The 25,559-nt window shown below is 70.5% G+C and carries 11 protein-coding genes and 1 tRNA gene; 11 read left to right on the plus strand and 1 reads right to left on the minus strand.

Annotated elements, in window-relative coordinates; translation table 11 throughout:
- Positions 1 to 59: 59 nt before the first annotated feature.
- The 11 genes from OO69_RS42530 to OO69_RS42580 all read left to right on the plus strand — a co-directional run bounded on the left by OO69_RS42530 (position 60) and on the right by OO69_RS42580 (position 20,224).
- A complete protein-coding gene (locus OO69_RS42530; RefSeq protein ID WP_033286337.1) occupies positions 60 to 257 on the plus strand; it encodes a hypothetical protein in 198 nt (65 codons plus the stop codon).
- Positions 258 to 676: 419 nt separating this feature from the next.
- On the plus strand, positions 677 to 3,514 hold the full coding sequence (topA, locus tag OO69_RS42535; protein ID WP_033286338.1) for a type I DNA topoisomerase: 2,838 nt from the start codon (positions 677 to 679) through the stop codon (positions 3,512 to 3,514).
- A gap of 136 nt (positions 3,515 to 3,650) precedes the next feature.
- Positions 3,651 to 6,944 carry a dTMP kinase gene (gene tmk, locus OO69_RS42540; RefSeq protein ID WP_033286339.1) on the plus strand — a complete coding sequence of 1,098 codons (3,294 nt, stop codon included), beginning with the start codon at positions 3,651 to 3,653 and terminating at the stop codon, positions 6,942 to 6,944.
- A gap of 121 nt (positions 6,945 to 7,065) precedes the next feature.
- Positions 7,066 to 8,271 carry a DNA polymerase III subunit delta' gene (locus OO69_RS42545; RefSeq protein ID WP_033286340.1) on the plus strand — a complete coding sequence of 402 codons (1,206 nt, stop codon included), beginning with the start codon at positions 7,066 to 7,068 and terminating at the stop codon, positions 8,269 to 8,271.
- Positions 8,272 to 8,421: 150 nt separating this feature from the next.
- Complete coding sequence (locus tag OO69_RS42550; protein WP_051801644.1) at positions 8,422 to 10,068, plus strand: alpha/beta hydrolase; 1,647 nt, start codon at positions 8,422 to 8,424, stop codon at positions 10,066 to 10,068.
- A 171-nt stretch (positions 10,069 to 10,239) separates the two neighbouring features.
- Positions 10,240 to 10,313: transfer RNA gene (locus OO69_RS42555), tRNA-Thr, on the plus strand.
- A gap of 286 nt (positions 10,314 to 10,599) precedes the next feature.
- Positions 10,600 to 11,853: a hypothetical protein gene (locus OO69_RS42560; protein WP_033286341.1), complete on the plus strand. Its 1,254-nt coding sequence runs from the start codon at positions 10,600 to 10,602 to the stop codon at positions 11,851 to 11,853.
- A gap of 397 nt (positions 11,854 to 12,250) precedes the next feature.
- Positions 12,251 to 15,772 (plus strand): UvrD-helicase domain-containing protein, encoded by a 3,522-nt coding sequence (locus OO69_RS49610; protein ID WP_106971208.1) that lies wholly within the window; start codon positions 12,251 to 12,253, stop codon positions 15,770 to 15,772.
- 152 nt (positions 15,773 to 15,924) lie between these two features.
- Positions 15,925 to 17,583, plus strand: a complete 1,659-nt coding sequence (locus OO69_RS42570) for a hypothetical protein (protein ID WP_158713487.1) — start codon at positions 15,925 to 15,927, stop codon at positions 17,581 to 17,583.
- Positions 17,580 to 18,182, plus strand: coding sequence for a hypothetical protein (locus tag OO69_RS49615; protein ID WP_051801635.1), 603 nt, complete (start codon positions 17,580 to 17,582; stop codon positions 18,180 to 18,182). Before OO69_RS42570 ends, OO69_RS49615 begins: the two co-directional genes overlap by 4 nt.
- Complete coding sequence (locus OO69_RS42580; protein WP_033286343.1) at positions 18,179 to 20,224, plus strand: Hsp70 family protein; 2,046 nt, start codon at positions 18,179 to 18,181, stop codon at positions 20,222 to 20,224. Before OO69_RS49615 ends, OO69_RS42580 begins: the two co-directional genes overlap by 4 nt.
- A 190-nt stretch (positions 20,225 to 20,414) precedes the next feature.
- On the opposite strand, the gene OO69_RS42585 is transcribed toward OO69_RS42580, so the two are convergent.
- Positions 20,415 to 25,406 (minus strand): hypothetical protein, encoded by a 4,992-nt coding sequence (locus OO69_RS42585; protein ID WP_033286344.1) that lies wholly within the window; start codon positions 25,404 to 25,406, stop codon positions 20,415 to 20,417.
- Between the last annotated feature and the right edge of the window lie 153 nt (positions 25,407 to 25,559).

The raw sequence follows: 25,559 nt of genomic DNA on the forward strand, positions 1-25,559 counted from the left end.
ATCGTCGCCTCCGGGTGCCAGCCTCCCGGACCGGGACATCCGGTCGGGAGGGGACACGCATGGAGAGCGGGCCTGCGATCTTCGCGGGGTTGGTGTTCGCCCTGTTCGGAGGCGCGCTGCTGCTGTGGACCGTGGTCAGGGTCCGGCACCGCGAACCCGTCGCCCAGGGTGTGAACCCGGTCGCATCGGCGACCCTCGCGAGCCTCGCCGCGATCGCCGCCCTGCTCCTCGGAACCTGGTGCTTCCTGCACGTCTGAGCAGCGCGCCGGAGCCGCGGCGCGGACGGTCGGCGGGCAACCAGGAGATCACCCTCCGGATGGCCCCGAAAAGGCCCGTGGGGACTCCGGGCGGCAGGAATGGCGGTAGTCGGGTTACCGTTCGAGTGGCCGTTGCGGGCTTTTCCCGTTTGACACGGGGGCGGGATGTACCGTCACACTCCGCAGCGTCACCATGACCCGACCTCGGGACCAAGCGATCCCGGGGAGATGCAGGCACGTCCCCGCGCCGCCCGGCACGCACTCTCGCCGCATCGGTCGAAGGCCCTGGTAGCTCCGCTACGAGGACCTCCCGCCGGCCACCGAGAGCACGGACCGAACGACGCGGAGACGTACCTGCTCCTCCCCGGAGCCGCATGCCCCGGGGGAGGCCCCAGCGTCGACCGGAGAGAAGAGCGAAGTTGTCCCCGACCAGCGAGACCGCACACGGCGGCCGCCGACTCGTCATCGTCGAGTCCCCTGCCAAGGCGAAGACGATCAAGGGCTACCTCGGCCCCGGATATGTCGTCGAGGCGAGCGTCGGGCACATCCGCGACCTTCCCAACGGCGCCGCGGAGGTGCCCGAGAAGTACACCGGCGAGGTCCGCCGCCTCGGTGTGGACGTCGACCACGACTTCGAGCCGATCTATGTGGTCAACGCCGACAAGCGGGCGCAGGTCAAGAAGCTCAAGGATCTCCTCAAGGACTCCGACGAACTCTTCCTGGCCACCGATGAGGACCGCGAGGGCGAGGCCATCGCGTGGCACCTCCTGGAGGTCCTGAAGCCCAAGGTCCCGGTCAAGCGCATGGTGTTCCACGAGATCACCAAGGACGCGATCCGCGCCGCCGTGGCCAACCCGCGCGACCTGAACCAGCCCCTGGTCGACGCCCAGGAGACCCGCCGTATCCTCGACCGCCTCTACGGCTACGAGGTCTCGCCGGTCCTCTGGAAGAAGGTCATGCCGCGCCTGTCGGCCGGCCGTGTCCAGTCCGTCGCCACCCGGCTCGTCGTCGAGCGGGAGCGCGAGCGCATCGCGTTCCGTTCCGCCGAGTACTGGGACCTGACCGGCACCTTCGGCACCGGCCGGACCGGTGACGCGAGCGACCCGTCGACCCTCGTCGCCCGCCTCCAGGCCGTCGACGGCAAGCGCGTCGCCCAGGGACGCGATTTCGACTCCCTCGGCCAGATCAAGGGCGCGAACACCCTCCACCTGGACGAGGCCAACGCCCGCGCGCTGGCCGCCGCCCTGGAGGACACGCGGTTCGCCGTCCGGTCCGTCGAGTCGAAGCCGTATCGACGTTCGCCGTACGCCCCGTTCCGTACGACGACGCTGCAGCAGGAGGCCAGCCGCAAGCTCGGCTTCGGTGCGAAGGCCACGATGCAGGTCGCGCAGAAGCTGTACGAGAACGGCTACATCACCTACATGCGTACGGACTCCACGACCCTGAGCGAGACGGCCGTCACCGCCGCCCGCGCCCAGGTGACGCAGCTGTACGGCGCCGACTACCTGCCGGCCCAGCCGCGCGTGTACGCCGGGAAGGTCAAGAACGCCCAGGAGGCGCACGAGGCGATCCGCCCCTCGGGTGATCGTTTCCGCACCCCCGCCGAAACCGGCCTGGCAGGCGACCAGTTCAGGCTCTACGAGCTGATCTGGAAGCGGACCGTCGCCTCCCAGATGAAGGACGCGGTCGGCAACTCCGTCACCGTGAAGATCGCGGGCACCTCGTCCGACGGCCGGGATGTCGAATTCAGCGCCTCCGGGAAGACGATCACCTTCCACGGGTTTTTGAAGGCCTACGTAGAGGGCGCCGACGACCCGAACGCCGAGCTGGACGACCGCGAGCGCAGGCTGCCGCAGGTCGCCGAGGGCGACGCGCTCAGCGCCGAGGAGATCACGGTCGACGGGCACGCCACCAAGCCCCCGGCCCGCTACACCGAGGCCAGCCTCGTCAAGGAGCTCGAAGAGCGCGAGATCGGCCGCCCGTCGACGTACGCGTCGATCATCGGCACGATCCTCGACCGCGGCTACGTCTTCAAGAAGGGCACGGCCCTGGTGCCGTCCTTCCTGTCCTTCGCCGTGGTCAACCTCCTGGAGAAGCACTTCGGGAGGCTCGTCGACTACAGCTTCACCGCCAAGATGGAGGACGACCTCGACCGCATCGCCAGCGGCGAGGCGCAGGCCGTGCCGTGGCTGCGGCGCTTCTACTTCGGTGAGGGCGAGGCGACGGGCGCCGCCGAGGCCGGCAACGGCGACGGTGACCACCTGGGCGGCCTCAAGGAGCTCGTCACCGACCTGGGCGCGATCGACGCCCGCGAGGTGTCGTCCTTCCCGGTCGGCAACGACATCATGCTGCGCGTCGGCCGCTACGGCCCCTACGTGGAGCGCGGCGAGAAGGACTCCGAGAACCACCAGCGCGCCGACGTCCCCGAGGACCTGGCGCCGGACGAGCTCAGCGTCGAGCACGCGGAGGAACTGCTCGCCAAGCCGAGCGGCGACTTCGAGCTGGGCGCCGACCCCGAGTCGGGCCACCAGATCATCGCCCGCGACGGCCGCTACGGCCCGTACGTCACCGAGGTGCTCCCCGAGGGCACCCCGAAGACCGGGAAGAACGCCGTCAAGCCGCGTACGGCCTCGCTGTTCAAGTCGATGTCCCTCGACACGGTGACGCTCGCCGATGCCCTCAAGCTGATGTCGCTGCCGCGCGTCGTCGGCAAGGACGCCGAGGGCGTGGAGATCACCGCGCAGAACGGACGCTACGGGCCGTACCTGAAGAAGGGCACGGACTCCCGCTCGCTGACGGCCGAGGACCAGCTCTTCACGATCACCCTCGAAGAGGCGCTGGAGATCTACTCCCAGCCCAAGCAGCGCGGCCGGGCCGCCGCCAAGCCGCCGCTGAAGGAACTGGGCACCGACCCGGTCAGCGAGAAGCCCGTCGTCGTCAAGGACGGCCGCTTCGGGCCGTACGTCACCGACGGCGAGACCAACGCGACCCTGCGCTCCGGCGACAGCGTCGAGGAGATCACCCCGGAGCGCGGCTACGAGCTGCTCGCCGAGAAGCGGGCCAAGTCGCCCGCAAAGAAGACGGCGAAGAAGGCCCCGGCGAAGAAGACGGCGGCAAAGAAGGCGCCCGCCAAGAAGACGACGACGGCCAAGAAGGCCGTGGCGAAGACGACGACGGCCGCCAAGAAGACGACCACCGCCGCCAAGACCGCGACGGCCAAGAAGACGGCCACCTCCAAGGTGACGTCCGAGGACTGATCGGACGGTTGGGGAGCGCACGCTTCCTGCACCGGAGGGTCGCGAAACGAACGCCCCGGCATCACTTTGGTGTCGGGGCGTGCGCAGGTCCGGGCGGGCGCGGCTTGTTGTCGGTGGCTGCCGATAGGCTGAAAGCATGACGCCAGCCGAGCAGCCAACGGCCCACCAGCCGGCCCCCGACGACGCCCTTGTCGCGGACTCCCGCGAGCGTGCCGTCCGCGCCCTGCTGCGCCAGCCGCAGCTCAAGCGGTTGTGGAGCGCACAGCTCGTGACGGGTGTCGGTGACACCCTCGCCCTGCTGGTCCTGGTCGTGCTCGCCTTCCAGGCGGCCATCGCCCAGGGCTCGTTCGGCGGTGGCTATCGGGGTGTGGCGTTCGCGGTGGCGACCGTCTTCGGGGCGCGCATCCTGGCGACGCTGCTCTTCGGGGCGGTGCTGCTCGGCCCGCTCACCTCGCTCACCTCCCAGGAGGGGCCGCTCGACCGGCGCTGGACCATGGTCGGCGCGGACGGTCTGCGGGCCGCGCTGCTGATCGTCGCCCCCCTGTGGATCGACTGGACTCCGGACAACGCTCTGGCGGTGCTCCTGGTGACCGCTTTCGTGACCGGGGTCGCCGAGCGCTTCTGGACGGTGTGCCGCGAGAGCGCCGGGCCCGCCCTGCTGCCCGCCCCGCCGCTGGAGGGCGCCACGGTCCGGCCGCTGCCCGACCATATGGACGCGCTGCGCCGGCTGTCGCTGCGCACCAGCTTCGTGGCGATCCCCCTCGCGGCCGCCGCCCTCGTCGTGGCGGCCCTGCTCAACAACCTGCTGGGCACGGGCGTCGCCTGGTTCGACCAGCACCAGGCCGCGCTCGGTTCGTACGTCGCCGCCGGGCTGTTCGCCGCGTCCCTCTCCGTGCTGACCGCCCTGGAACTGCCCGGAATCCGCACCCCGCGCGCGCGGTCGCCGCTCGAGGGGCTGCGCCGCCCCAGGACGGGCACCGGCGTCGACAAGGGCCGTACGGGCGCGATCGCGCTGCTCGTGGTCGCCTGTGCGGCCGTCGCCGGGGCGATCTCCGCCGCCGTCGCGGTGTCCGTGCTGCAGGCCCAGGATCTGCACGGCGGCCCGGTGACCTTCGGGCTGCTGGTCCTCGGGCTGACCGGCGGGGTCGTGGTCGGCATCCGTACGGCGCCCGCGCTGCTGCCGACGTTGTCGCGCCGCCGCCTGCTGACCCTGGCGATCGCCTTCACCGGCATCGCGCTGCTCGCCGCGGGCCTGGTCCCGGACCTCACCACCGTGCTGCTGATCGTCGCGCTCGCCGGCATCGGCGCGGGCGTGGCCGCCAACACGGGGCACACCCTGCTCGACCAGGAGGCCGAGGACTACCGCCGGGCTCGTACGACCGAGCACCTGCACGCGGTCGTCCGGGTCGCGGTGGCGCTCGGCGCGCTGATCGCCCCCCTGGTGGCTGCGCTGATCGGCCCGCACCGCCTGGAGAACGGCAAGTTCGTGTTCGCGCACGGCGGTGCCGCGTTCACGCTGATGCTGGTCGGCGCCCTGCTGCTGCCGGTCGCCGCGCTGGTGCTGGCCAAGGTCGACGACCGCGCGGGAGTGCCGCTGCGGCACGATCTGCGGGACGCGCTGCTCGGCGGCGACGACCCCGACACGGTGCCCGCGAGCACCGGCTTCTTCATCGCCCTGGAGGGCGGCGACGGCGCCGGGAAGTCCACCCAGGCCGAGGCCCTCGCCGAGTGGATCAGGGGCAAGGGACACGAGGTCGTGCTGACCCGCGAGCCCGGCGCGACCCCGGTCGGCAAGCGGCTGCGGTCGATCCTGCTCGACGTGTCGTCGGCGGGACTGTCCCACCGCGCGGAGGCGCTGCTCTACGCCGCCGACCGCGCGGAGCACGTCGACACCGTCGTACGTCCGGCTCTGGAGCGCGGCGCGGTCGTCGTCTCCGACCGCTACATCGACTCCTCCGTCGCCTACCAGGGCGCGGGCCGCGACCTGTCCCCGACCGAGATCGCCCGCATCAACCGGTGGGCCACGGACGGACTCGTCCCGCACATGACCGTCCTGCTGGACGTGGACCCGGAGACCGCCCGCGAGCGGTTCACCGAGGCGCCGGACCGACTCGAGTCGGAGCCCGCCGAGTTCCACGCGCGCGTACGGTCCGGTTTCCTCACGCTGGCCGCCGCCGACCCGAGCCGCTACCTGGTGGTCGACGCGGGCCAGGAGCCCGAAGCCGTCACCACGGTGATCAGGCACCGCCTCGACACCGTCCTGCCGCTCTCCGAGGCCGAGATCAAGGCCCAGGAGGAGGCGCGCAAGGCCGCCGAGGAGGAGGCCCGCCGCAAGGCCGAGGAAGAGGCCGCGCGGAAGGCCGAGGAGGAGCGCCTGGAGCGCGAGCGCCAGGAGCAGCTCGCCCAGCTGCGCGCCGAGGAGGAGGAGCGCAAGCGGCGCGAGCTGGAGGAGGCCCAGCGCCGCGAGGCCGAACGCCAGGCCGAGGAGGCCCGGCAGCGCGCCGAGGACGCACGCAGGCGTGCCGAGGAGGAGAAGGCCCGCCTCCTCGCCGAGGAAGAGGCCCGCGCCGCCGAGGAGGCCCGCCGCAGGGCGGAGGCCGACCGGTTGCGCCAGCAGGCCGAGGACGAGGCCCGGCTGCGCGCCGAGGCGGAGGCACGGCGGCTGGAGAAGCAGCGCAAGGCCGAGGCGGCCCTGCTCGCGGCCGAGGAGGCCCGCCGCCTGGCGGCGGAGGCGGCGGCCGCGGCGGAGCGGGCGGCTCGACAGCCGACGGCTCCTGTGACTCCCGCGGCTCCGGAGCCCAGGCCTGAGGCGTCGACCGTGCCGACGCCGGTGGTGAAGCCGGGTTCGGGCGCGGGTGCCGGTGCGCGTGGGCGGTCGGCGGAGGACACGGCTGTGCTGCGGCCGGTGAGTTCTGGTTCCGGTTCCGGTTCCGGGGACGAGACGGCCGTACTGCGGTCGGTGTCCGGGGATTCCGGGGCGTCCGGTTCCGAGGCGCGCGACTCCGAGAGGACGGCCGAGCTGCCGCAGCCGCCCGCTCCCGCGGGGGCCGCGGACGAGACCGCCGTACTGCCGCCGGTGTCCGCCGCCGAGGAGACGGCCGTGCTGCCGCCGGTCGGTGCCGCGGAGGAGACCGCGGTGCTGCCGCCGGTGCGTGACCAGGAGTCGTCGGACCGGGTGCCCGCGGGCTTCTTCCGGGACGAGCGTCCGGCCGGTCAGGGCGACGGCGAGGACCGCACCCGCGAGCTGCCCCAGGTCGACGAGCAGGGTGCGCCCCGGCGCCGGCCGCGTCCCGACTGGGCCGAGGAGACTCCTCTGGACGACCTGCCCTCGCTGGCCGACGAACTGCTCGGCCCGCGCGAGGACGGCGACTTCGGCAGCGACGACGACACCGGGCGTGGCCGGGGACGTGGCCGGGGGCGCAGGGGCTGACCGCCAGTGGGGGCGTTGACCTGTACTTCGCCCCCCCGAGCCGCTCCCCGACCCCCGTTGTCAGTGGTGGCCCGCACAATGGATCGCGTAACTCGAAACGTGACGAAAGGGCCGGTGACCCATGACGGTGTGGGATGACCTGGTGGGCCAGGAGAAGGTGAGCGAGCAGCTCGATGCCGCCGCTCGGGACGCCGACGCCTTCGTCACCGCGGCGACCACCGGCACGGCCCCGCCGGAGGCGTCGAAGATGACGCACGCCTGGCTGTTCACGGGGCCGCCCGGCGCGGGACGCAACCAGGCGGCGCGGGCCTTCGCCGCCGCCCTGCAGTGCGTGAGCCCCGACCGCGCGCTCGGCGGCAGCCCCGGCTGCGGCTTCTGCGACGGCTGTCATACGGCGTTGATCGGCACCCACGCCGATGTCACCACGGTCGCCGCGGTCGGCACGCAGATCCTCGCCGACGACATGCGGGACACGGTCCGCAAGTCCTTCACCTCACCGGCGACCGGCCGCTGGCAGATCATCCTCGTCGAGGACGCCGAGCGGCTGAACGAGAAGTCGGCCAACGCCGTCCTCAAGGCCGTGGAGGAACCCGCCCCCCGCACGGTGTGGCTCCTCTGCGCCCCCTCGATCGAGGACGTCCTCCCCACGATCCGCTCCCGCTGCCGCCACCTGAACCTGACGACGCCCTCGGTGGACGCCGTCGCCGACCTGCTCGTACGGCGGGAGGGCGTCGAACCGGCCGTGGCGATGGCCGCCGCGCGTGCCACGCAGGGGCACGTCGACCGGGCCCGCCGACTGGCCACGGACCCGGCCGCGCGCGAGCGCCGGGCCGCCGTGCTGAAGCTGCCGTTGCGCGTCGAGGACGTCGGCGGGTGCCTCAAGGCCGCCCAGGAGCTGGTGGACGCGGCGGCCGAGGACGCGAAGCAGCTGGCCGAGGAGGTGGACGACAAGGAGACCGAGGAGATGAAGGCCGCGATGGGCGGCGGCCAGGGCAGCCGGATGCCGCGGGGCACGGCCGGGGTGATGAAGGACCTGGAGGACAAGCAGAAGCGCCGCAGGACGCGTACACAGCGGGACAGTCTCGACCTCGCGCTCACCGACCTCACCGCGTTCTACCGGGATGTGCTCGCCCTCCAGCTCGGTTCCCGGGTGGCGATCGCCAACGCGGACGCGGAGGACGCGCTGGAGCGGCTCGCGCGCGCCGGTTCCCCGGAGTCCACGCTGCGCCGTATCGAGGCGATCGGCGCGTGTCGCGTGGCGCTCGACCGGAACGTGGCGCCGCTGCTCGCGGTGGAGGCGATGACGTTGGCGCTCAGAGCGGGGTGAGGGCGGGTCGGATCGCGGGCCGAGCGGTGTGCTGAGCTGTGGGCCGAGCGGTGGGCTGATCTTTCGGGCGTGAGGTTGACGGTGTAACTCGTCCGGGGCGGATCATGCGCGCAGAGCATTCACGTGATCGCGCAGGGTTACGCTCGGTCGATGCACATCAGGCGCCCCCTCCGCCGGCCCAGCGAGCGCAGCCAGCCGAGTCAGCCCAGCCAGGACCGTCGAAGCCACGGAAGCCACCGCACCCGTCGGACCGGCGGCACGCTGCTCGCCGTAGCCGCGCTGCTCGTGTCCACCGCGTGTTCCTCGGGGAGTTCGACACCGGCGACGAGTCCGGCCGCGGACGTGGCGCTGGCCCCGCTGCCGCGGGCGACGCCGTCCACGCTGACGTCGTACTACGGGCAGAAGCTCAGTTGGCACACGTGCGGTGTCCCCGGTTTCGAGTGCGCCACGATGAAGGCGCCGCTGGACTACGCGAAGCCCGGCGCCGGCGACATCCGGCTCGCGGTCGCCCGCAAGAAGGCCACCGGCAAGGGCAAGCCGCTCGGTTCGCTGATGGTGAACCCGGGCGGGCCGGGCGGTTCGGCGGTCGGCTATCTCCAGCAGTACGCCGGGATCGGCTACCCGGCCGAGGTCCGCGCCCGCTACGACATGGTCGCGATGGACCCCCGTGGCGTCGCCCGCAGCGAGCCGGTCGAGTGCCTCGGCGGGCGGGCCATGGACACGTTCACGCAGACCGACACGACCCCCGACGACCAGCGCGAGACCACCGAACTCGTCGCCGAATACAAGAAGTTCGCGGAAGGCTGCGGCGCACACTCGCCCGACGTCTTGCGCCATGTCTCGACGATCGAGGCGGCGCGGGACATGGACATCCTGCGGGCGGTGCTGGGGGACCGGAAACTGACGTACGTCGGGGCGTCGTACGGGACGTTCCTCGGAGCGACGTACGCGGGCCTCTTCCCCGACCGGGTCGGCCGCGTCGTCCTCGACGGCGCGATGGACCCGTCCCTGCCCGCGCGCCGCATGAACCTCGACCAGACGGCGGGGTTCGAGACGGCGTTCCAGTCCTTCGCGAAGGACTGCGTACGGCAGACGGACTGCCCGCTCGGCGGCAAGGGCACGACGCCCGCCAAGGTCGGCGACCACCTGAAGGCGTTCTTCAAGAAGCTCGACGCGCACCCGATCCCCACCGGTGACGCGGACGGCCGCAAGCTCGGCGAGGCGCTCGCGACCACCGGCGTGATCGCGGCGATGTACGACGAGGCGGCCTGGCCGCAGTTGCGCGAGGCGCTCACGTCGGCGATGAAGGAGAACGACGGCGCCGGGCTGCTCGTCCTCTCCGACAGCTACTACGAGCGTGACGCCGACGGCCGCTACTCGAACCTGATGTTCGCCAACGCCGCCGTGAACTGCCTCGATCTCCCGGCCGCGTTCTCGACCACCGACCAGGTCGAGAAGGCCCTCCCCGCCTTCGAGAAGGCGTCCCCGGTCTTCGGCGACGGCCTCGCCTGGGCCTCCCTGAACTGCGCGTACTGGCCGGTCAAGGCCACGGGCGAACCCCACCGCATCGAGGCGAAGGGCGCCGCCCCGATCGTGGTCGTCGGCACGACGCGTGATCCGGCGACGCCGTACCGGTGGGCCCAGGCTCTGGCTCACCAGCTCTCTTCGGGGCGGCTGCTGACGTATGTGGGGGATGGGCACACCGCGTATGGGCGGGGTAGTGCGTGCGTCGACTCGGCGGTCGATGCGTATTTGCTGCGGGGGCGGGTGCCGGGGGAGGGGAAGCGGTGTTCATAGCGTTGGTGGGGTGCGGGGTGGTGTGGGCGGGGTGTGTCTGGGGTCGTCCTGGGGTGTGGGCGGGGTAGCCCCCGGGGTGCGGTCGGGGTGCTTCTGGGGGGTGTACGGAGCACCCCCAGAAACTGTGTAGACTTTCCGACGTTGCTGATCGCACCATGGTGTGGACAGCGCGCCGCCTTAGCTCAGATGGCCAGAGCAACGCACTCGTAATGCGTAGGTCTCGGGTTCGAATCCCGAAGGCGGCTCTGTGGAAGCCTCAGGACTCACTCGCCGTGACCTGGGGCTTTTGCTTTTCCGTTACCTTGTGTCGCAGTGGCGGCCCAGCCCGAGAACCGTTGCTGAAGGCCGCCGGTGGACACGCGTCCAGTGGGCGTGCGGAGCGGTGTGCGAGCGCGCTCACGAGAACCGGGTTGTCGCGCCGGAGTCGAAGGGGCTGCGGGCCTGTGCCTCTCGGGCCGTCGGCGGCGACGCTGTTGGAGGGTTTCCATAAAACAGGCCGGCCGAGATGGCGACTGGTGAAGAATCAGCCGGATGGGCAACGAGATTCAGCTGATCAGCGGCGGTGACGGACTGACGGTCATCGGGAGTGAGGCGGATGTCGAACGCTTCCTCGTCTCGGAGGGGTTGACGTCGAAGCAACACGGATCGCGACGGCTCAAATCCGTCGCTGGTACCGGGGGCGTGGTCGCGCAGGCAGGTTCGGACATTGCCGCCGAATCCGCTTGCTGGGTGAAGCTGACCCGGGAGTCGGCACAGGTCGTCAAGAAGTACGGGCTTAGGGAAAGCTCGAAGACGGGTCTCAGCACAGGTGTGGTGAAGGGGCCCAAGGGCCAGATCAGGGGATTCGCCGAGTTCGCGACCGGGCCCCGATCGCTTCTGGGCAACCCGGCGGTTCTCGCTCATGCTGCGGGGATCATGGCGCAGCTCGCGATGCAGCAGACCATGGACCAGATCACCGACTATCTCGCCACGATCGACGAGAAGGTCGACGATGTACTCCGTGCCCAGAAGGACGCTGCGGTGGCGGACATGATCGGAGCGGAGCTCGTGATCGAGGAGGCCATGACCATCCGGGAGCAGGTGGGCCGGGTTTCCGAGATCACGTGGTCGAAGGTGCAGGCCACGCCGGGGACGATTGCGACGACCCAGGTGTACGCGTTGCGTCGACTCGACGCACTCGCGGAGAAGATGGAGCGCAAGGCCAAGATCGGTGATCTCGCCGAGGCGGCCAGGGAAGCCGAGTGCAAGGCTCAGGAGTGGCTAGCTGTGCTGGCTCGTTGCTTCCAACTGCAGGACGCGATCGCCGTGCTCGAACTCGACCGGGTGCTGGACACGGCTGCGGAGGAGCTGGACCGGCACCGCCTCGGGATTCGGATTGCCCGGCAGAATCGGCTGGATCTCATTTCGCGGAGCACCGAGCGTCTGGTGGCCCGGATGAATGAGGCTGCCGGGGCGGCCAACGCGAAGGTGCTGCTGCACCCGGCCAAGTCCCCGGCCGTGGTCCAGTCGAGCAACCATGTCGTGGGTGGTGTCCATGACTTCCATGGGCGGCTCGGGATCGAGTCCGGTCGCCAGCCGTCGGAGACGAGACGGTGGGCGGCTGCGGCCGCTGAGGTGAGGGACAAAGCGCTTGAGACAGGAGCGAAGGGCGTCGGTGCCGCCAGAAGCCTCGGCAACGAGACCGTCGATCGGGCCAGCTCGATCAAGGGCAAGCTCTCCAGTGGGGTCGCCGAGCGGACACGCCGTGGGCGCGGGGACGAGGAGGAACGCGAGGAGAAAGGCTGAGTGAGCGCCGAACGTGAGCCACTTGCGCAGCCCGCTGCATCCTCAACTGCGAAGAACCGCATTGCCGCGGAGGAACCGGTCGTGAACCTTTTGCGTTTTCGTGTCGGCGTCGGCGACTTCACCCCTGACGTCCAGGAGGAGAGCCTCCAGCTTCTCAAGGGCGTAGGCGCGATCTGGCGGCTTCGCCAAGGTCCCGCCCGCCCAGGGGGCCGGCAGGTTCCTTGTGTCTCAAGCCGACCACGACAGTGCTGTGAAGCCGGCGGTCTTGGGGAGCCAGTTGGAGGGCGAGTGCTCCTGCAGAAGTCCGGAGCCTCGATCAACGCGCACTTACAGTAGGAACATCCGTCGTGCTCGCCGACCCGTTGCGTTGCATGCGGACGGAGGGGGAAGAGCGAGGATGTCGAAGGGCACTCGACGCGCAGCCGTACTCGCCGCTGAACAGCGCGTGGTCGACCACGCGTATTCCTGTCTGGAGCGGGCCCGGCAGGAGGCATCGGAGCTGAGCGGCCTTGACGTGGCAGCCAGTGGCAAGGACTCCATCGATGCTCGGCGGACCTGGGAGCGAGAGCTGGCGTCTCTCGACATCGGAGGCAAGTCTCTCGTCTTCATGAGGGCCGATATCGACGAGGGCGAGGGCCGCGAGACGTTCTACGTGGGGCGCCGCGTGGTGCGCGACGAGCAGCTGAATCCCGTTGTGGTCTCCTGGAGTTCGCAGGCCGCGGTGAACTGGCGGCTGACCAGCGAGCAGGATCCGGGACAGGTGCTGCTGTTGCGTCAGATCATCTGTGATCAGCAAGTGGTCAAGCGCTATCTCGATCTCCACGGATCGGAGGCGGAACCACCGGTGGTACCAGTGATACCGGTCGCCGTAGCCGCGCCGGACACGGCCACCGAGGAACCCGCGTGGCGTGATCCGCTTATCGAGGAGATGGACCGCGCGCGCGACGGTTCGATGCACGACATCGTTGAGACCATCCAGCGGGAACAGCTTCGGCTCGTGGCGGCGGAGCCTGCGGGCGCTCTTGTGATCCAGGGCGGTCCGGGCACGGGTAAGACGGCGGTCGGCCTGCACCGCGTGACCTGGCTGCTGGACAACAAGCACCGGACAGCCAAGGAAATCCTTGTTATCGGTCCCAATCGGGGATTCCTCGACTACGTGGGCGTCACTCTGTCCGAACTTGGCAGCGATGACGTGTCGATGCTTGAACTGCCCGCCCTCTGGTCGGCGGCAGCGTCGCCCCGAGATCCCCGCCAGGTCGCCGCGTTGAAGGCCGATCCGAGGATGGCTGAGGTGCTGCGGAGGGCAGTCGACTGCGAGACGACGAGCTCGGCGGAACGGTTGACCGCACTCGTGGGCGGGCCGGTCTTCACCTTCGAGCTGAACCGCCGCGAAGTCGTTGTCCCTGTGGAGGAGTTAGCGGTGATCGCTGGTGCGGCGCTGGCCGGCGACAGTCCGTACCAGGTGCGTCGGGAGCGGTGCGTACAGCGGATCACGCAGCACCTGACCGATGTCTACGTCGGGCTGCTGCCCGGCCCCGCCGACATCGACTACCTGGCCGAGACGGCCAGGGCCCGCCCCGTCGTACGCCTCCTCAAGCGGATCTGCCCCAGCCTTGCGGCCCAGGATGTGCTGCGGGGTCTGTTCTCCGGCGGGGCCGCTCTCGGCCGTGCTGCCGAGGGCATTCTGTCGGCCACCGAACAGGACCTGCTCGCCGCACCCCGCCCGGGGGCCGGTCCAGGTAGCCGTACGGCGGGGTCGCGGACCGAGCCGAGCCGCGAAGACCTGGTCCTTCTCGATGAGTTGGAGTACGTGCTGGGCGGACGCCCCCGGAAGGTGTACGGGCACCTGGTCGTCGATGAAGCGCAGGACGTCACGCCGATGGAGGCCAGGGCCCTGGCACGTCGCTGCCCCAGTGGTTCGATGACGGTGCTCGGCGACCTCGCGCAGTCGACGGGGCCTTACCTCCACCAGGACTGGGACGGGCTCGGGAAGGTGCTCGCAGGCCGGGACGGATGGCGGGTGACCCAGCTGCTCACGGGGTTCCGCGTACCGGGCGAGGTCATGGCCTTCTCGGCCCGGCTGGGGGAGCACTGCGCGCCAGGTGTGGCAGTGCCCGACTCGGTGCGCGACACGGGTACGGACGTCGCCGTGGTCCAGGGGGCGGAGGTGTGCACTCTGGCTGCCGCGGCTGTGGCACGGCTACGGGTGAGCGCGTCTGACGGAGCGGACGGGCGCTCGATCGGAGTGATCGTGCCGTCAGGCGGTAATTGGAGCAGCGACATGGTGCGCGCGCTCGGTCCGGAGAGTCTCGGGAACCTTGCCGTCCTCACCCCGGCTGAGGCGAAGGGCCTCGAATTCGACCACGTCGTCGTGGTGGAGCCTGCCGAGATCGTCGCAGACGAGTCCGTGGGCCTGAGGCATTTGTATGTCGCGCTGACGCGGTGTACCCAGTCGCTGACCATCGTCCACGCCCTTCCCTTGCCCCCGCAGATCGGAGGCCCGGACCCGCTTCCCGCGCCCGCTGCCGCATCTGCTCCCTGGCCGCGTGACGCGGAGGGCTCTGCAGCAGATCCCGTGGCGAGCCTGTGCAGTCGGTACTTCGCTGACGGGACTCCGTGCACCCATTCCACTCACCACGCAGACAAATGGTGCAGGATGGCCCCCTGCGGGGGCTTCCGTACCGCCGAGCCGGTGGTCGTGGCCCAGCCCCGGCGCCTTGCCCCACTCGTCGGTGCGCGGGACCAGGGCCGTCTCGACCTCGGCGCGCGGCAGCGTGCCGTCGTGCGGGTCAGCTCGGGGGCGTGCGGAGCCTTCGTCGCACGGCACCGGGGCGGGCTGCGCGAGGCGGCGGTGGAATTGCACGCCATGTTGGTCCCGTTCGTAGAGCGGGCCCGGCACCTGCGCGCCGCAGACGGCACCTGGGTGTTGGACCTCGCGGGATTCCGCATAGTCCTCAGTCCCGAGGCAGACACGATCACGGGCTACGAAGCGGTGCACGCGGAGCGGAGCTTCGCACAGTTCGAGGCGGGCGTCGCGTCCCGGGTGGGCAAGGACGCCCGGGCCGCACGGAGATCGGTACTGACCACGTCGGCGCGGGAGGGCGGACCGCTGCTCGGCGCCGAGGAACTGGTCCGCCTGCTCGACGTAGGAGCGCTGCACGCCACCGCCTCGGCCTGCGCCGGATACGAGCGGGTGGGACAGACCCGCGGGATGGCCGATGAAGCCTTCGTACGTGCGATGCGTGGAGCGCTTGCCGATGACCTGCGGACCGCGGACATCGAGTTGCTCGAGACCTGTGTCATCGTCGAAGGCAGCCGCTTTCAGTGGAGGCTCTCGCCTGACGGCCGCACCCTGTTCACCGTGCGTGAGCCCGGTACGGACTACCGCAGAGCGTCAGCCCTCTCCGACTCCCTCCCCCAGCCCCGAAGGGCGATCATGTTCACCACCGACCCGGCACCCCAACTCGTTGAAGAGGAGCGGTCGGAGGAGGCGCGGCCGGCCGAGGCGAGCCGCGGGCTGGAACGCCTGGTGGCTGCGCGCACAGCGGCCTCGCGGGCGGACCGGTCCCACGAAGCGCTCCGGCACCGTCTGCTCGCCGACCTCTACGACAGTGCGCCGGAGGTCGGGGAGAGCACCTTCGTGGACGCCTGGTGTACGCGGGCCGACGGCACCGTGCTCTTCGACGTACTGGGCAGTGAGGAATGCACGTACCCGTCCATCCGAGAGTCGGTGATCCACCTCATGGAGGTGTCCCATCTGCGTACGGAGGGCCAGGCGGAATTCCTGGTCGTCGTGTTGGGCGGCGAACCGGCGGAGCCATGGGTGGCCGACGCGGTCGATGGTGCCTTCAGCGTGCTCCTCGCCTGGCGCGTCGACGGGACCTGGACGGGGCCGGGCGCGCGGCACATCGTGTCCTAGCGGGACCCTCCCTCCATCGCGATAAGACCTGTCAAAATACGACGCAGGTTTCCAACGCGGCAGACAAGCGGGGGCGGATGGGGAACGAGGACGCTTCGGCCGATCGGCTCGGAGGCGGATTCGGCGTGGGGGAACCGCCGATTGCGGAGTCGATGACGCGTGCCGAGATGGTCGAGGCCTGGCGAGCGCGGCGGTCCGCCCGCCGCTCCGTCGCGAACACCGGAACCGGGGGCGTGGTCGACGGATTTGCGTTGCGCAAGTGGCGCAGGGCCGGGGTCTTCGGCGCGGAGGCGGTGGCGCGTGTCGAGGACGTGCTGCGGGGGCTGTTGGAGTCCATGGACGCAGAGGACGAAACCCTGAAGTGGGGCGCCGATACCATTCGTGCGTGTCTGGACGGACAGCCGACACCTCACCTTCTTCCAGCCGTCAAGGCACTGCTCGAAGCTGCCGAACCGGATCGGGCCGTCGCGCAGACGGCCACCGTGCTCTCCTCGATCCACGAGGTCGGCCTGCCCTGGCTCTCCCTGGCCGGTGAGCGCCGCCTCGCGGTCATCGCGAGCACGGACCCTGAGGCCGACCTTGGCTCGGACGACCTCCCTCGCGGGGTCGACGAGGATCCCACGGGGGCCTTCGCGCTTCTGCAGGCCCTCGCTCGGAGGAACCTGGACGAGCTGACCGCGCACCACATAGGGGCAATCGTCCCCTGGGCACCCCTTGGCGTCATCGACGACCTCATCGAGGCAGGCGTACTGGACCGCGGTCACAAGCCGTGGACCCTGCGGGCGGACATCGACGAACAGAACTACCTGCTCGCCAGACTCGCACCAGAGAAGACGGATGTCGCCCTCGCCCGCTCGCTCGGTTGGGACGAGCCCGCCGAACGGGAGGCGTTCCTCGCGGACGAGCCGGTCCAACCCGTACCAGGCAGCCTCTACGACCTGCTCCTGCGCGTCACGGATGGTGAGACGGACGTCCTCAAGGAACTCGAGGACCTGCTGCCTCGCGAGCTGGTGCTTCGCCTGCGCAAGGTGAGGGATGGCGCCAGGACGGGCTCTTGGGACCCGGACATCCCCGCCGACCGCGGGCTGTGGCGGCTGATGTGTGCACTGTGGGAGCCGAGGGCTGCGGTAAATCCGGCGCGTGGGCCGTTCTACGCCCTTGTGGCGCTGCGGCACGCCTACGACCTCATCTGCCAGGGCGAGAGGAAGAAAGCCCAGGCGCAGGTGGACAAGCTCGTCGATCACGACAACGCGCTCGCCGAGCACATGGCCGAGGCATGGAACATGTTCGCCTACCTCGCCCTGCTCGATGACGATCTCGACCTCGCCTACGTCTCCCTGGCGCGCGTCGCCCGAACCGACCGGCGGGTCGAGGGAAACCTGGCGCTGCTGGAGCGTCGGCGGGGGACCAGACGCAACGATCGGGATCAGCCCGCCAATCCGTATCTGGAGCTGGGGCTGCCGCACAAGAGTGAGCAGTGGAAGCATCAGTGGCGCGAGCGCAGGCGGGCAGACCGGGACGACCTCGATCTGGCGGCGCAGGCCAACTGGGCGAAGCGCCGGATCGAGCAGGCCGAGCGGACCGAGGACTGGTCCGACTTCTTCGTACTGCCGTTGGATCTCGCGGTCCTGCGACTGCCCACGGTGAGACCGAGGTCCCTGACGCCGCGGCCCGCCGCGATGCCGCGCCGGACCACCCACCGGGCTGCCGCGGACCTCGCGACGGTACGCGACCGCGCGATCGCCGACCTTCTCCCTACTCTGCTGACCGCGCCCAGGCGCCCCGATCACGATCACAGGACGACTTCATGAGCAGCAAGTCCGCACCCCGCAAGAACACCCCGAACGTGGTCGGACAGGCCAAGAAGCCCACGGGGCGGATCCGCCGCAAGGAGAACCAGGAGTTCGTGGCGGACATGAAACTGCGCACCCTCAGGCCGGAGGAACTCCTCCATCCGGCGCAGCTCCTCGCCCGGTTCACCGAAAGGGCCACGGAGCTGATCTCGCAGCTTCCGGAGGAAGCCCGCCCCACCCCCGCCACGGTCAACGCGGCGCTGCGACAGGGCGTGCTCGAGGCATTCCGGACACGGGACGAGCACATCGCGCGGCTGGTCGAGACCGACCTCCTCGCGAGCACGCCCGAGCAGGGAGCGAAGGCCATCCGCCGGGCGGTGCGCGCCTCCCTCGTCGACATGGGGGTCCGTGTGGTCGAGGAGGCCGACGAGCAGGAACTTTTCGTCGTCGTCGAGGGTGAAGGCGAGGGCTTCGAGCTGGTCCGGCCAGCCTACGTGGACCAGGCAACGGACAAGCTGCTGCTCGCCGGCCAACTGCGCCGCGTCCCAGCACCGAGGCCCGTGCCGGAGCAGGACGGGACCAGCGCGATGGACGCGCGGGGAGACGATGCCAAGTGACCTCGACAGGAATCGACTTCGGTACGACCAACTCCGTCGTGGCCCAGTGGCAGGGCGACGACGCGGAGGTGTTGCCGCTCGATGCCCACCACATCGACGCCGACTGGCGACGCGACGGGTTCGAGCGACTCTTCCCCTCGGTCGTGGGGGTCAGCTCGCTTCGGCGCGGCCCTCTGTTCGGCTGGGAGGCCAAGCTCCGCTCCGAGGAGGCGGCCGAAGCCTGCAAGCGGCTCCTCAAGAGCGACGAGTACGTGACCATCCAGGGCAGACGCTTCGCGGCGACAACCGTCGCGGCGGGTGTCTTCACTGCCATGCGTGACGGCGCCCAGCACAACCTCACCGACATCGATCGCGCCGTCATCACAGTGCCTGCCAACGCGACGGGCGCCGCCCGGTACCGGACCAGGGCAGCGGCACGGTTCGCCGGCATCGAGGTCCAGGCTCTGCTCAACGAGCCGACAGCGGCAGCCATCTCGTACGTCCACGACTTCCGTGAAGACTCCCAGATCCTGGTCTTCGACTGGGGCGGCGGCACCATCGACGTGACCGTGCTCGACTACTCAGACGGCTTCTTCGAGGAGCGCGCGTCACGTGGAGTGACAGAGCTCGGCGGTCTGGAGATCGACCGGCGGCTGCGTGAACTCGTCCTCGAACGAGCACCTGCGCGCAGGGCTTGGACTCCGGCACAGGAGCGGCAGTTCCGCCTGGACGTGGAGCGGAGCAAGATCCTGCTCTCCTCCCAGCCGTCCGTCACGGTGATCACCCCTGACGGTGTCGGCGTCGAGATCCACCAGAGCGAGCTGGAGGAGGCAATCGGCGACCTCGTCGACCGCGCCCTTGGACCTGTGGAGCAATGCCTGAAGGATCTGCACATGGCCCCCCTCGATGTGGACGAGATCCTCATGATCGGCGGTACGAGCCAGATCCCCAGCGTGCGGGCCGCCGTCGCCGAAGCACTCCAGATGGAGCCCGTGCCCACCGAACTGTGCGACCCGATGACAGCGGTCGCGCGCGGCGCGTCGATCGCGGCGGCGGTGCTCGCTGGTGAGACCGAGGGAGTCATCCAGGTTGCCACCAGCCATGCGCTCGGCACGATGGTCAAGGAGTCTTCGGGGCGCAAGCGGTTCAGCCAGATCATCCCCAGGAACTCGCCGCTGCCCTGGAAGGAACGCAAGAGCTACACGCCGCAGAAGGACTTCGCGCGGAAACTGTCCGTGGAGATCTGGGAGGGCGACCCGGACAAGGAGCTCGCCCACCGCGACAACGTGCAGCTCACCGAGCTCACCCTCAAATACCCCACGCCGCGGGTCCGCGACGAGTCCCGCTTCGACCTGGAGTACACGTACGACTCCAACGGCCTGCTCCACGTCAAGGCCACCCTGGAGCACACAGGCGAGGTTGTGGTCGACCAAGAGGTCGAGAGCTTCGGTTCAGGTGGCCCCACGCCCGAGGTCCGAGAGGAGCTGGACCGCTTGCTGAAGGGCAACTCGAATCCGGACCCTCTCAGGTCGACCGCCTCGGCCGCAGGCGCCCACCCCGTTCCCGCGCCTCCGAAGGCGCGGCCGGTGAGGATCGACGGCGGTCCGCACACTCTGGTCGTCGATGGCTCCAACCTCGCCTGGATCGGTCATTCACCGGTTCGCCCGGGGGTCTACGAAGACGATGATCACCCGAGTTTCTCTCAGCTCCAGGCCGCGCGGGCGGCGCTGGCCAAGAAGTACCCCGAGGCCGACATTCATGTTGTGGTCGACGCCAGCTTCCGGCACAAGGTCGCGGACGCGGAACGTGAAGCCGTGGCGGCTGCCCTCAGCAAGGGGGACATCATCCAGCCGCCGGCCGGTACGGAGGGCAAGGGCGACGCCCTCGTGGCGGTTATCGCGGACGACTCCGGTGCGATGGTCGTGACGAACGACAACTTCGCGGAGCTGCAAGGCCGTTATCCGTGGCTTCGGGAGAAGGGCAGGGTTCTGGGCGCCACCTGTTCCAAAGGGGTCTGGTTCTTCACCGGACGCACCTGCGTGGCGCCGCGGGGGCGGGGATAACGGGTACTTGGGTATCCCTCAAGATGTGAGTATGCCGTGATGGGGTTCACGCGAGCGGATCGGTGTACGTGGATGCTGTCACCTCGGCGTTCAAGTGCAGTGCGAACGAGGCGAAGGCGCTGATACGCATCGCCGCCGCGCTGCTGACGGCGAATGGTCAGACGGCCTGGGGCGCGGTGAGACGGTCCGGTCAGCGGGTGTTCTCGGCGGGATCGAGGAGCGGGAGCCAGCGCCGGCGACTGCGTTCGGTGTGCAGAAGGGTGCCCACGCGGACCGTTTCCCGGATCATGTCGGGCCAGGGACTGGTGTGGGCGATCGCCGACAGATGTGCCCCTGGGTCGTCGGGGCGTTTGCGGATACCGGCCCGGATCAGCACACGCAGGATCTCCTCGGGGCCTTCCCAGGACACCTTGAGGAGTTCCTCCCACTGCTGGGGCGTGGCACGTTCGGCCAGCCGGGACAGTGGGCGGTACCAGCGCTGGGCCAGGGACATCACCTTTCCCCTGGGCAGAGCGCGCAGGGTGCCGCAGGCCTTGCCGACCAGGTCGACGGCGTCCTGGGGCGAGACTTCGGCGAGGCGCTCGACGAACCACCCGAGTACCGTCACCTCGTCCACCTCGGTGGTCCCCGCCAAGTGCGTCCGCGCGCTCGCACACGCCGTGGCGACCCGCCGAGGTGTGTCCAGGGGGTGGTGACGACACACCAGGCCCGTGAGGCATCGACGGGCCACCGACCGCGTGTCCTCGTGCTGGCCCGTTCCGCCCCGCCCGTTCGGGGCGGAACGGGCGAAGTGGCGCAGGGAGTCTTCCAGCCGCCGCCAGTCCGCCGTGTCGAGCGAGCCGCTCGGGCTGTGGTCGATGACGGTCGCGATCAGGAACAGCGCCGCTTTGACGTAGTGCGGATGGCCGCCCCGGGCGAGGATCTCACCGAGCCGCGCCGCGGCCGGGGGAGGCAGGACACCCCGGGCGACGAGTTTGGCCCGCAGATGGAGGGAGCTCTTGGCGTTCGTGGAGCCGTAGTCGCCGGTCCAGGTGAGATCGCACAGCCGTTCAAGCGTGTCAGCGTGCCGGAGCAGCGCGGCGGTCAGTTGCCGGTCCACGTTCGCTCCGGAGTACCGCAGGGCCTCGTTCAGCCAGCCGGGGTCCAGCCGCGGGTCGAGGGTGCCTCCCGCGAGCAACTCGTCGAGCAAATCGGGGTGTTCGGGCATCAACCGCTGCAGATTGATCCCGATCTTCTGGTCCTCCTGCGTCACCCCCTGATTCCGGGTGTGGCCTGTGGCATGCCCCTTCGCCACCCGGTCGGCGCGCCACAGCCGCAGGGCCTGCAGGGCGTGCGGGTGTCCGCCCGCTGCGGCGGCCACCAGCAGCTGGACGGCGCTCTGTTCGGAGAGCCAGATCCGGCGGAGCCGCCCCTCGTCCTGCGGCTCGGCGCCTCCGTGGCCCGGTCCGCTGTCGTCGCGTGGCCACGCCTCGTCGACCAACCGGGCCGTGGTGGCCACGTCGAGGCTACGGCTCCAGGTGTGCTCCGCCAGGACGTGGGCGAAGTCGGCGGAGGCCGGACGGTCCAGCGCGCGCAGGCTGCGGGCCAGCCAGGTGCGGACCGTGCCGGTGGCCACGGGTTCCACGCCGGGGGTCCGGCTCGACGGTGTGTCGCCGCCGATCGTGTCGACGGTGCTCCGCGTGGCGGTGAGCAGGGGCAGCAGCAACTGGTCGGTGAGCAGGGTCATCGCGGAGGGGCCCGCGGTGCGCGCCGCGGTGTCGAGCAGGTGGCGTACCTCGTCCGACGAGGCCCGGACCGCGACCTCGCAGACTGCCCGCACCTGTGGGTACGACAACGGCCCCTCCGGACGCCGGACCGCCGCCGTCAGGACGGCCTCCAGCGAGGGCTGTTCCTCGCGGGTCGCCCAGGCAGCAGCCGTCAACCGGCCGAGCGCGACCTGGAGTTCGAAGCCCTCTTTGTTGCGGGGGCGTTCCCTGCCCCAGCGGTGCCGGACGATGGGCCGGACCGTCGGGTAGGGGCGCTCCGGCCAGTCCTGCCGCCGTGCCGCGAGCCGCAGACAACGGGCCATCGGGACGAGGTCGCTGTGCGGATCCGTCATCAGCGTACGCAGCCGGGGCCACACCCAGTCGGGCCGCTTGGGTGCCAACGCCTCCAGTACGGCAAGGAACTTGAAGACCTCGGACTTCTCCCTGGTCAGCAACCAGGCCCACAGGCACTCCCGGGGCACACACTCGATGCCGCGGCAGCCGCCGTTGCCGCGGCTGTGGGACGGGCAGGCCTCGTCGATGACCGCGATCACGCTCTCGGGCAAGGTCTCCGCCAGCCAGCTCAGGGCGACGATCAGAGGTTGTCTCAGTTCCTCGTGTCCGCCCCGCCAGATGCCGAGCAGTTCCTCGACGATCCGGTCCCGGTCCTGATGACAGGTCGTCGGCAGCGCCTCCAGATAGATCCGGCCCAGGACCGGCGGCAGCGCGGCCACGGCGGGACCGAAGTGCTGGCGCAGTTCGGGGTCGGGGGCGGGCAGTCGTGCGTAGACGCGCATCTGCATGGCCCGCAGGCCGTGCAGTTCGGGCGGCCCGTTCCGGGTGTCGGCGAGGAGACCGGTCAGCAGAGTGGTGCCCGCCTCGGCCGCCCGGCCGCCGGCCCGGCCGGCCTGGACGAGCGCCTGCTCGGCGACGGCCAGCCGGAACTGGTCGTCGGGCTGCTCCTTCAGCCAGTCGAGCAGCAGACCCAGATGGGACGGTTTCCCGGGCGAGGCCGTTCGCGCGAGCCGGCGGCCGGCGGCGTATTCGAACAGGGTCTGGTGGAAGTAGGAGTACCGCTCCGTGGCGTTCACGCCCTGGCGTTCGACCACCCCGCGTGCCACGAGACCCTGGAGGTCGTCCAGCAGGCCGATGCTCCGGGAGCCGTCCCGGCGGTCCGCTCCCACCTCTGCGGCCGTCAGGTCCAGCCGACCTTCCTCCAGCATCAGCCGTGCCACCTCCTCGCCGGCGTCGGAGAGGTCGGCCGGTGGCGCTGTGCCGGGCGTGGGGGAGTCTCCGGCCCGCTGGTCCCGGCCGATGCGGTGCTCCCAGTAGAGGTCGTAGAGCGTGGTGGCGTCGATCTCCTCCACGAGCGGCACCTTGGGCGCGAACGTCTCGAAGAGCATGCGCAGGGTGAGCGGGGCCCGGCAAACCTCCCGCATCGGCAGGCCTCGCACCGCCGCTTGGGAGACCGTACGGCACACCTCGTCCACGGAGACCTCGGCCAGGCCCTCGTAGAAGTACCGTGCGTGGGAGCGGATGGCCGCCTCCTGCTCGCGGGCGCTGTACGGGCCGAGCACCTTTCCTTCGAGGGCGAAGTCGCCGATGTGCGGCCGCAGGGCGCGGGCCTCCTCCCTGCGGCACGTCATCAGGACGGGTACGGAGTGCTCGGCGGCGACGGTGAGCAGTTCGTGCAGCAGGATGAGGCCCGAGGTGTCGGAGACCAGCAGGTCGGCGGTGTCGAGCAGGAAAACCGCCGGGCCCGGCAGATCACCGCACGCCGCGCGGACGGTCTCCAGGGTGAGTCCGGCGCCGGGCGAGGCATTCCAGAGGTCGCCGGAACGCAGGAAGTACGGCCTCGGTCCGCCGGGATCCCCGGACAGTTCGCCGTGGATCCTCCACAACAGGGTGGTCTTGCCGGTGCCGGGGTTACCGGTCACACACACCGAACGGCCCTCGCCCAGCAGCCCCAGCACCGACCGTTCCAGATCCCTGGGAACGGCCAGCGCGGCCAGATCCAAGGGCTGCGCCCCGGCACCGGAAGCTCCCTGATGTCCGGCGGCGACGACGGCGGTACGGCTGTAGGCCTGCAGACGAAGGAGTGCGGCGGACGGGGCCATGGAGGCGGTGGGGGCAGCGGGGAGAACTCCGGGCGGGGTTGTGGCGGCGACCGGGAGCGGGGTGGGCTGCGAAGGCTGTTCGCCTTGCGGTTCGCAGGAGGCGGGGTCGGCCGGTGAGGCGTCAGCCGGTGGCGGGGCCTCGACCGGGAGTCCCGCGGGGCTCGGGCCTTCCTCGTACCGCCTGAGCAGTTCACCGCCGGCGTGGGCGGCGAGCCGGAAGTACCACCAGCGTCTGGCGTCCCCCATGTTCGTGTACGTGCTGAAGCGCAGTCCCGTGGCGACGAGGGAGAGCAGCGACTGGGCGTTCCACACGTCGCCCAGGCCCCCCTTGGCAGCCTGCGCGCAGACTTCGCGCACCGCACGCACCAGACGACTCGTCGCGGGCGGGATCCGGTCGGAGAGATCCTCGTGCGGGCGGACGAGATACCGGAGCAGAGTGTCGCCGTCCCCGGCCGCCTCCGCCCGGACCTCCGGGGCCAGGGCCGACAGGAGCAACGTCGCGATGTCACGGGAGAGCGGGGCGTCCTCCGCGAAGGTCGCCAGGTCGATGAGCTGGAAGTCCTCGTACCGGGGGCGGCCTTCCCGGTGCGGCACCATGATGTTGTCCAGGTGGAGGTCACCGTGGGCCCGTCCACGCGCCAGGTAGAGGGCCGGGTCGGGCAGCCGGGGGTGGCCGGTGGCCAGGGCGAGGGGGTTCGGCAGGTCCTCGCCGTCGAGCTGGACGCGGGGCGTGTCCGGCTCCAGGCCCTCGATCCGTGAACCGTACGCGAGCGCCGAGCCGCCGTTCGAGACGAGCGCGCCGAGTTCGGCACGCAGGAGTGCCGAGAGGTTCGTCGGAGGGGTCTGCTGGACCTGGAGTCCGTTGTTCCACTCGGTCAGCAGCCACCGGATCACGAAGGCGCAGGCGTCCGGCAGTTCACGGCTGCTCAGGTACGTCATCGTGTCCACGTCGTACAGGCTCTCGCCGACCGGTGACTGGAAGGTCAGCGTGCGCCCGTCCCCCACCGGCCAGGTCGACAGCAGCGGAGCCACGCGGTTCGGTGCCGTCAGCTGGGCGCGCGCGTGGGTGTGCCCTTCCCTGGCCTGGTCGGCGGTGGACACCTTGACCACCACGGCACCGGGGCGCGGGGTGACCAGCACCGCCGCCAGCAGGGCCCCGCTGGCACTCACCCCGGACGGCCGCCAGCGCGGCACGAGGGGTTGGACGGTGCCGCCGTGCCCTCCGTTGTGGGCCCACTGGATCAGGGCGGCGTTGGCCGACTCGTCGTCGAACGGGCCCCTCAGGCCCCTCGGATCCCCGAGGTTGTCCTCGTACTCCACCGTGCCTTCCCCGGTCGAGGGACGGCCTTCGCCCGTCGCCGCGCTCGGCATCGGCTTCGCGGGTGTCCGGACGTCGCGTCCACGTGAGCAGACGCCGACGGTACCTCACCCCGCGGGACCGCCGGCCCGGGAAGCAAGAGGTCTGCACGGTCC

It is taken from the genome of Streptomyces sp. NRRL F-525 (genome assembly GCF_000716605.1).
GTDB lineage: Bacteria > Actinomycetota > Actinomycetes > Streptomycetales > Streptomycetaceae > Streptomyces.

Bases quoted from the DNA above. Each gene is read 5' to 3' on its own strand.
- OO69_RS49610 (WP_106971208.1), top strand. From the start codon at position 12,251: ATGTCGAAGGGCACTCGACGCGCAGCCGTACTCGCCGCTGAACAGCGC.
- tmk (WP_033286339.1), top strand. From the start codon at position 3,651: ATGACGCCAGCCGAGCAGCCAACGGCCCACCAGCCGGCCCCCGACGAC.
- OO69_RS42550 (WP_051801644.1), top strand. From the start codon at position 8,422: ATGCACATCAGGCGCCCCCTCCGCCGGCCCAGCGAGCGCAGCCAGCCG.
- OO69_RS42545 (WP_033286340.1), top strand. From the start codon at position 7,066: ATGACGGTGTGGGATGACCTGGTGGGCCAGGAGAAGGTGAGCGAGCAG.
- OO69_RS42560 (WP_033286341.1), top strand. From the start codon at position 10,600: ATGGGCAACGAGATTCAGCTGATCAGCGGCGGTGACGGACTGACGGTC.
- OO69_RS49615 (WP_051801635.1), top strand. From the start codon at position 17,580: ATGAGCAGCAAGTCCGCACCCCGCAAGAACACCCCGAACGTGGTCGGA.
- OO69_RS42530 (WP_033286337.1), top strand. From the start codon at position 60: ATGGAGAGCGGGCCTGCGATCTTCGCGGGGTTGGTGTTCGCCCTGTTC.
- OO69_RS42570 (WP_158713487.1), top strand. From the start codon at position 15,925: ATGACGCGTGCCGAGATGGTCGAGGCCTGGCGAGCGCGGCGGTCCGCC.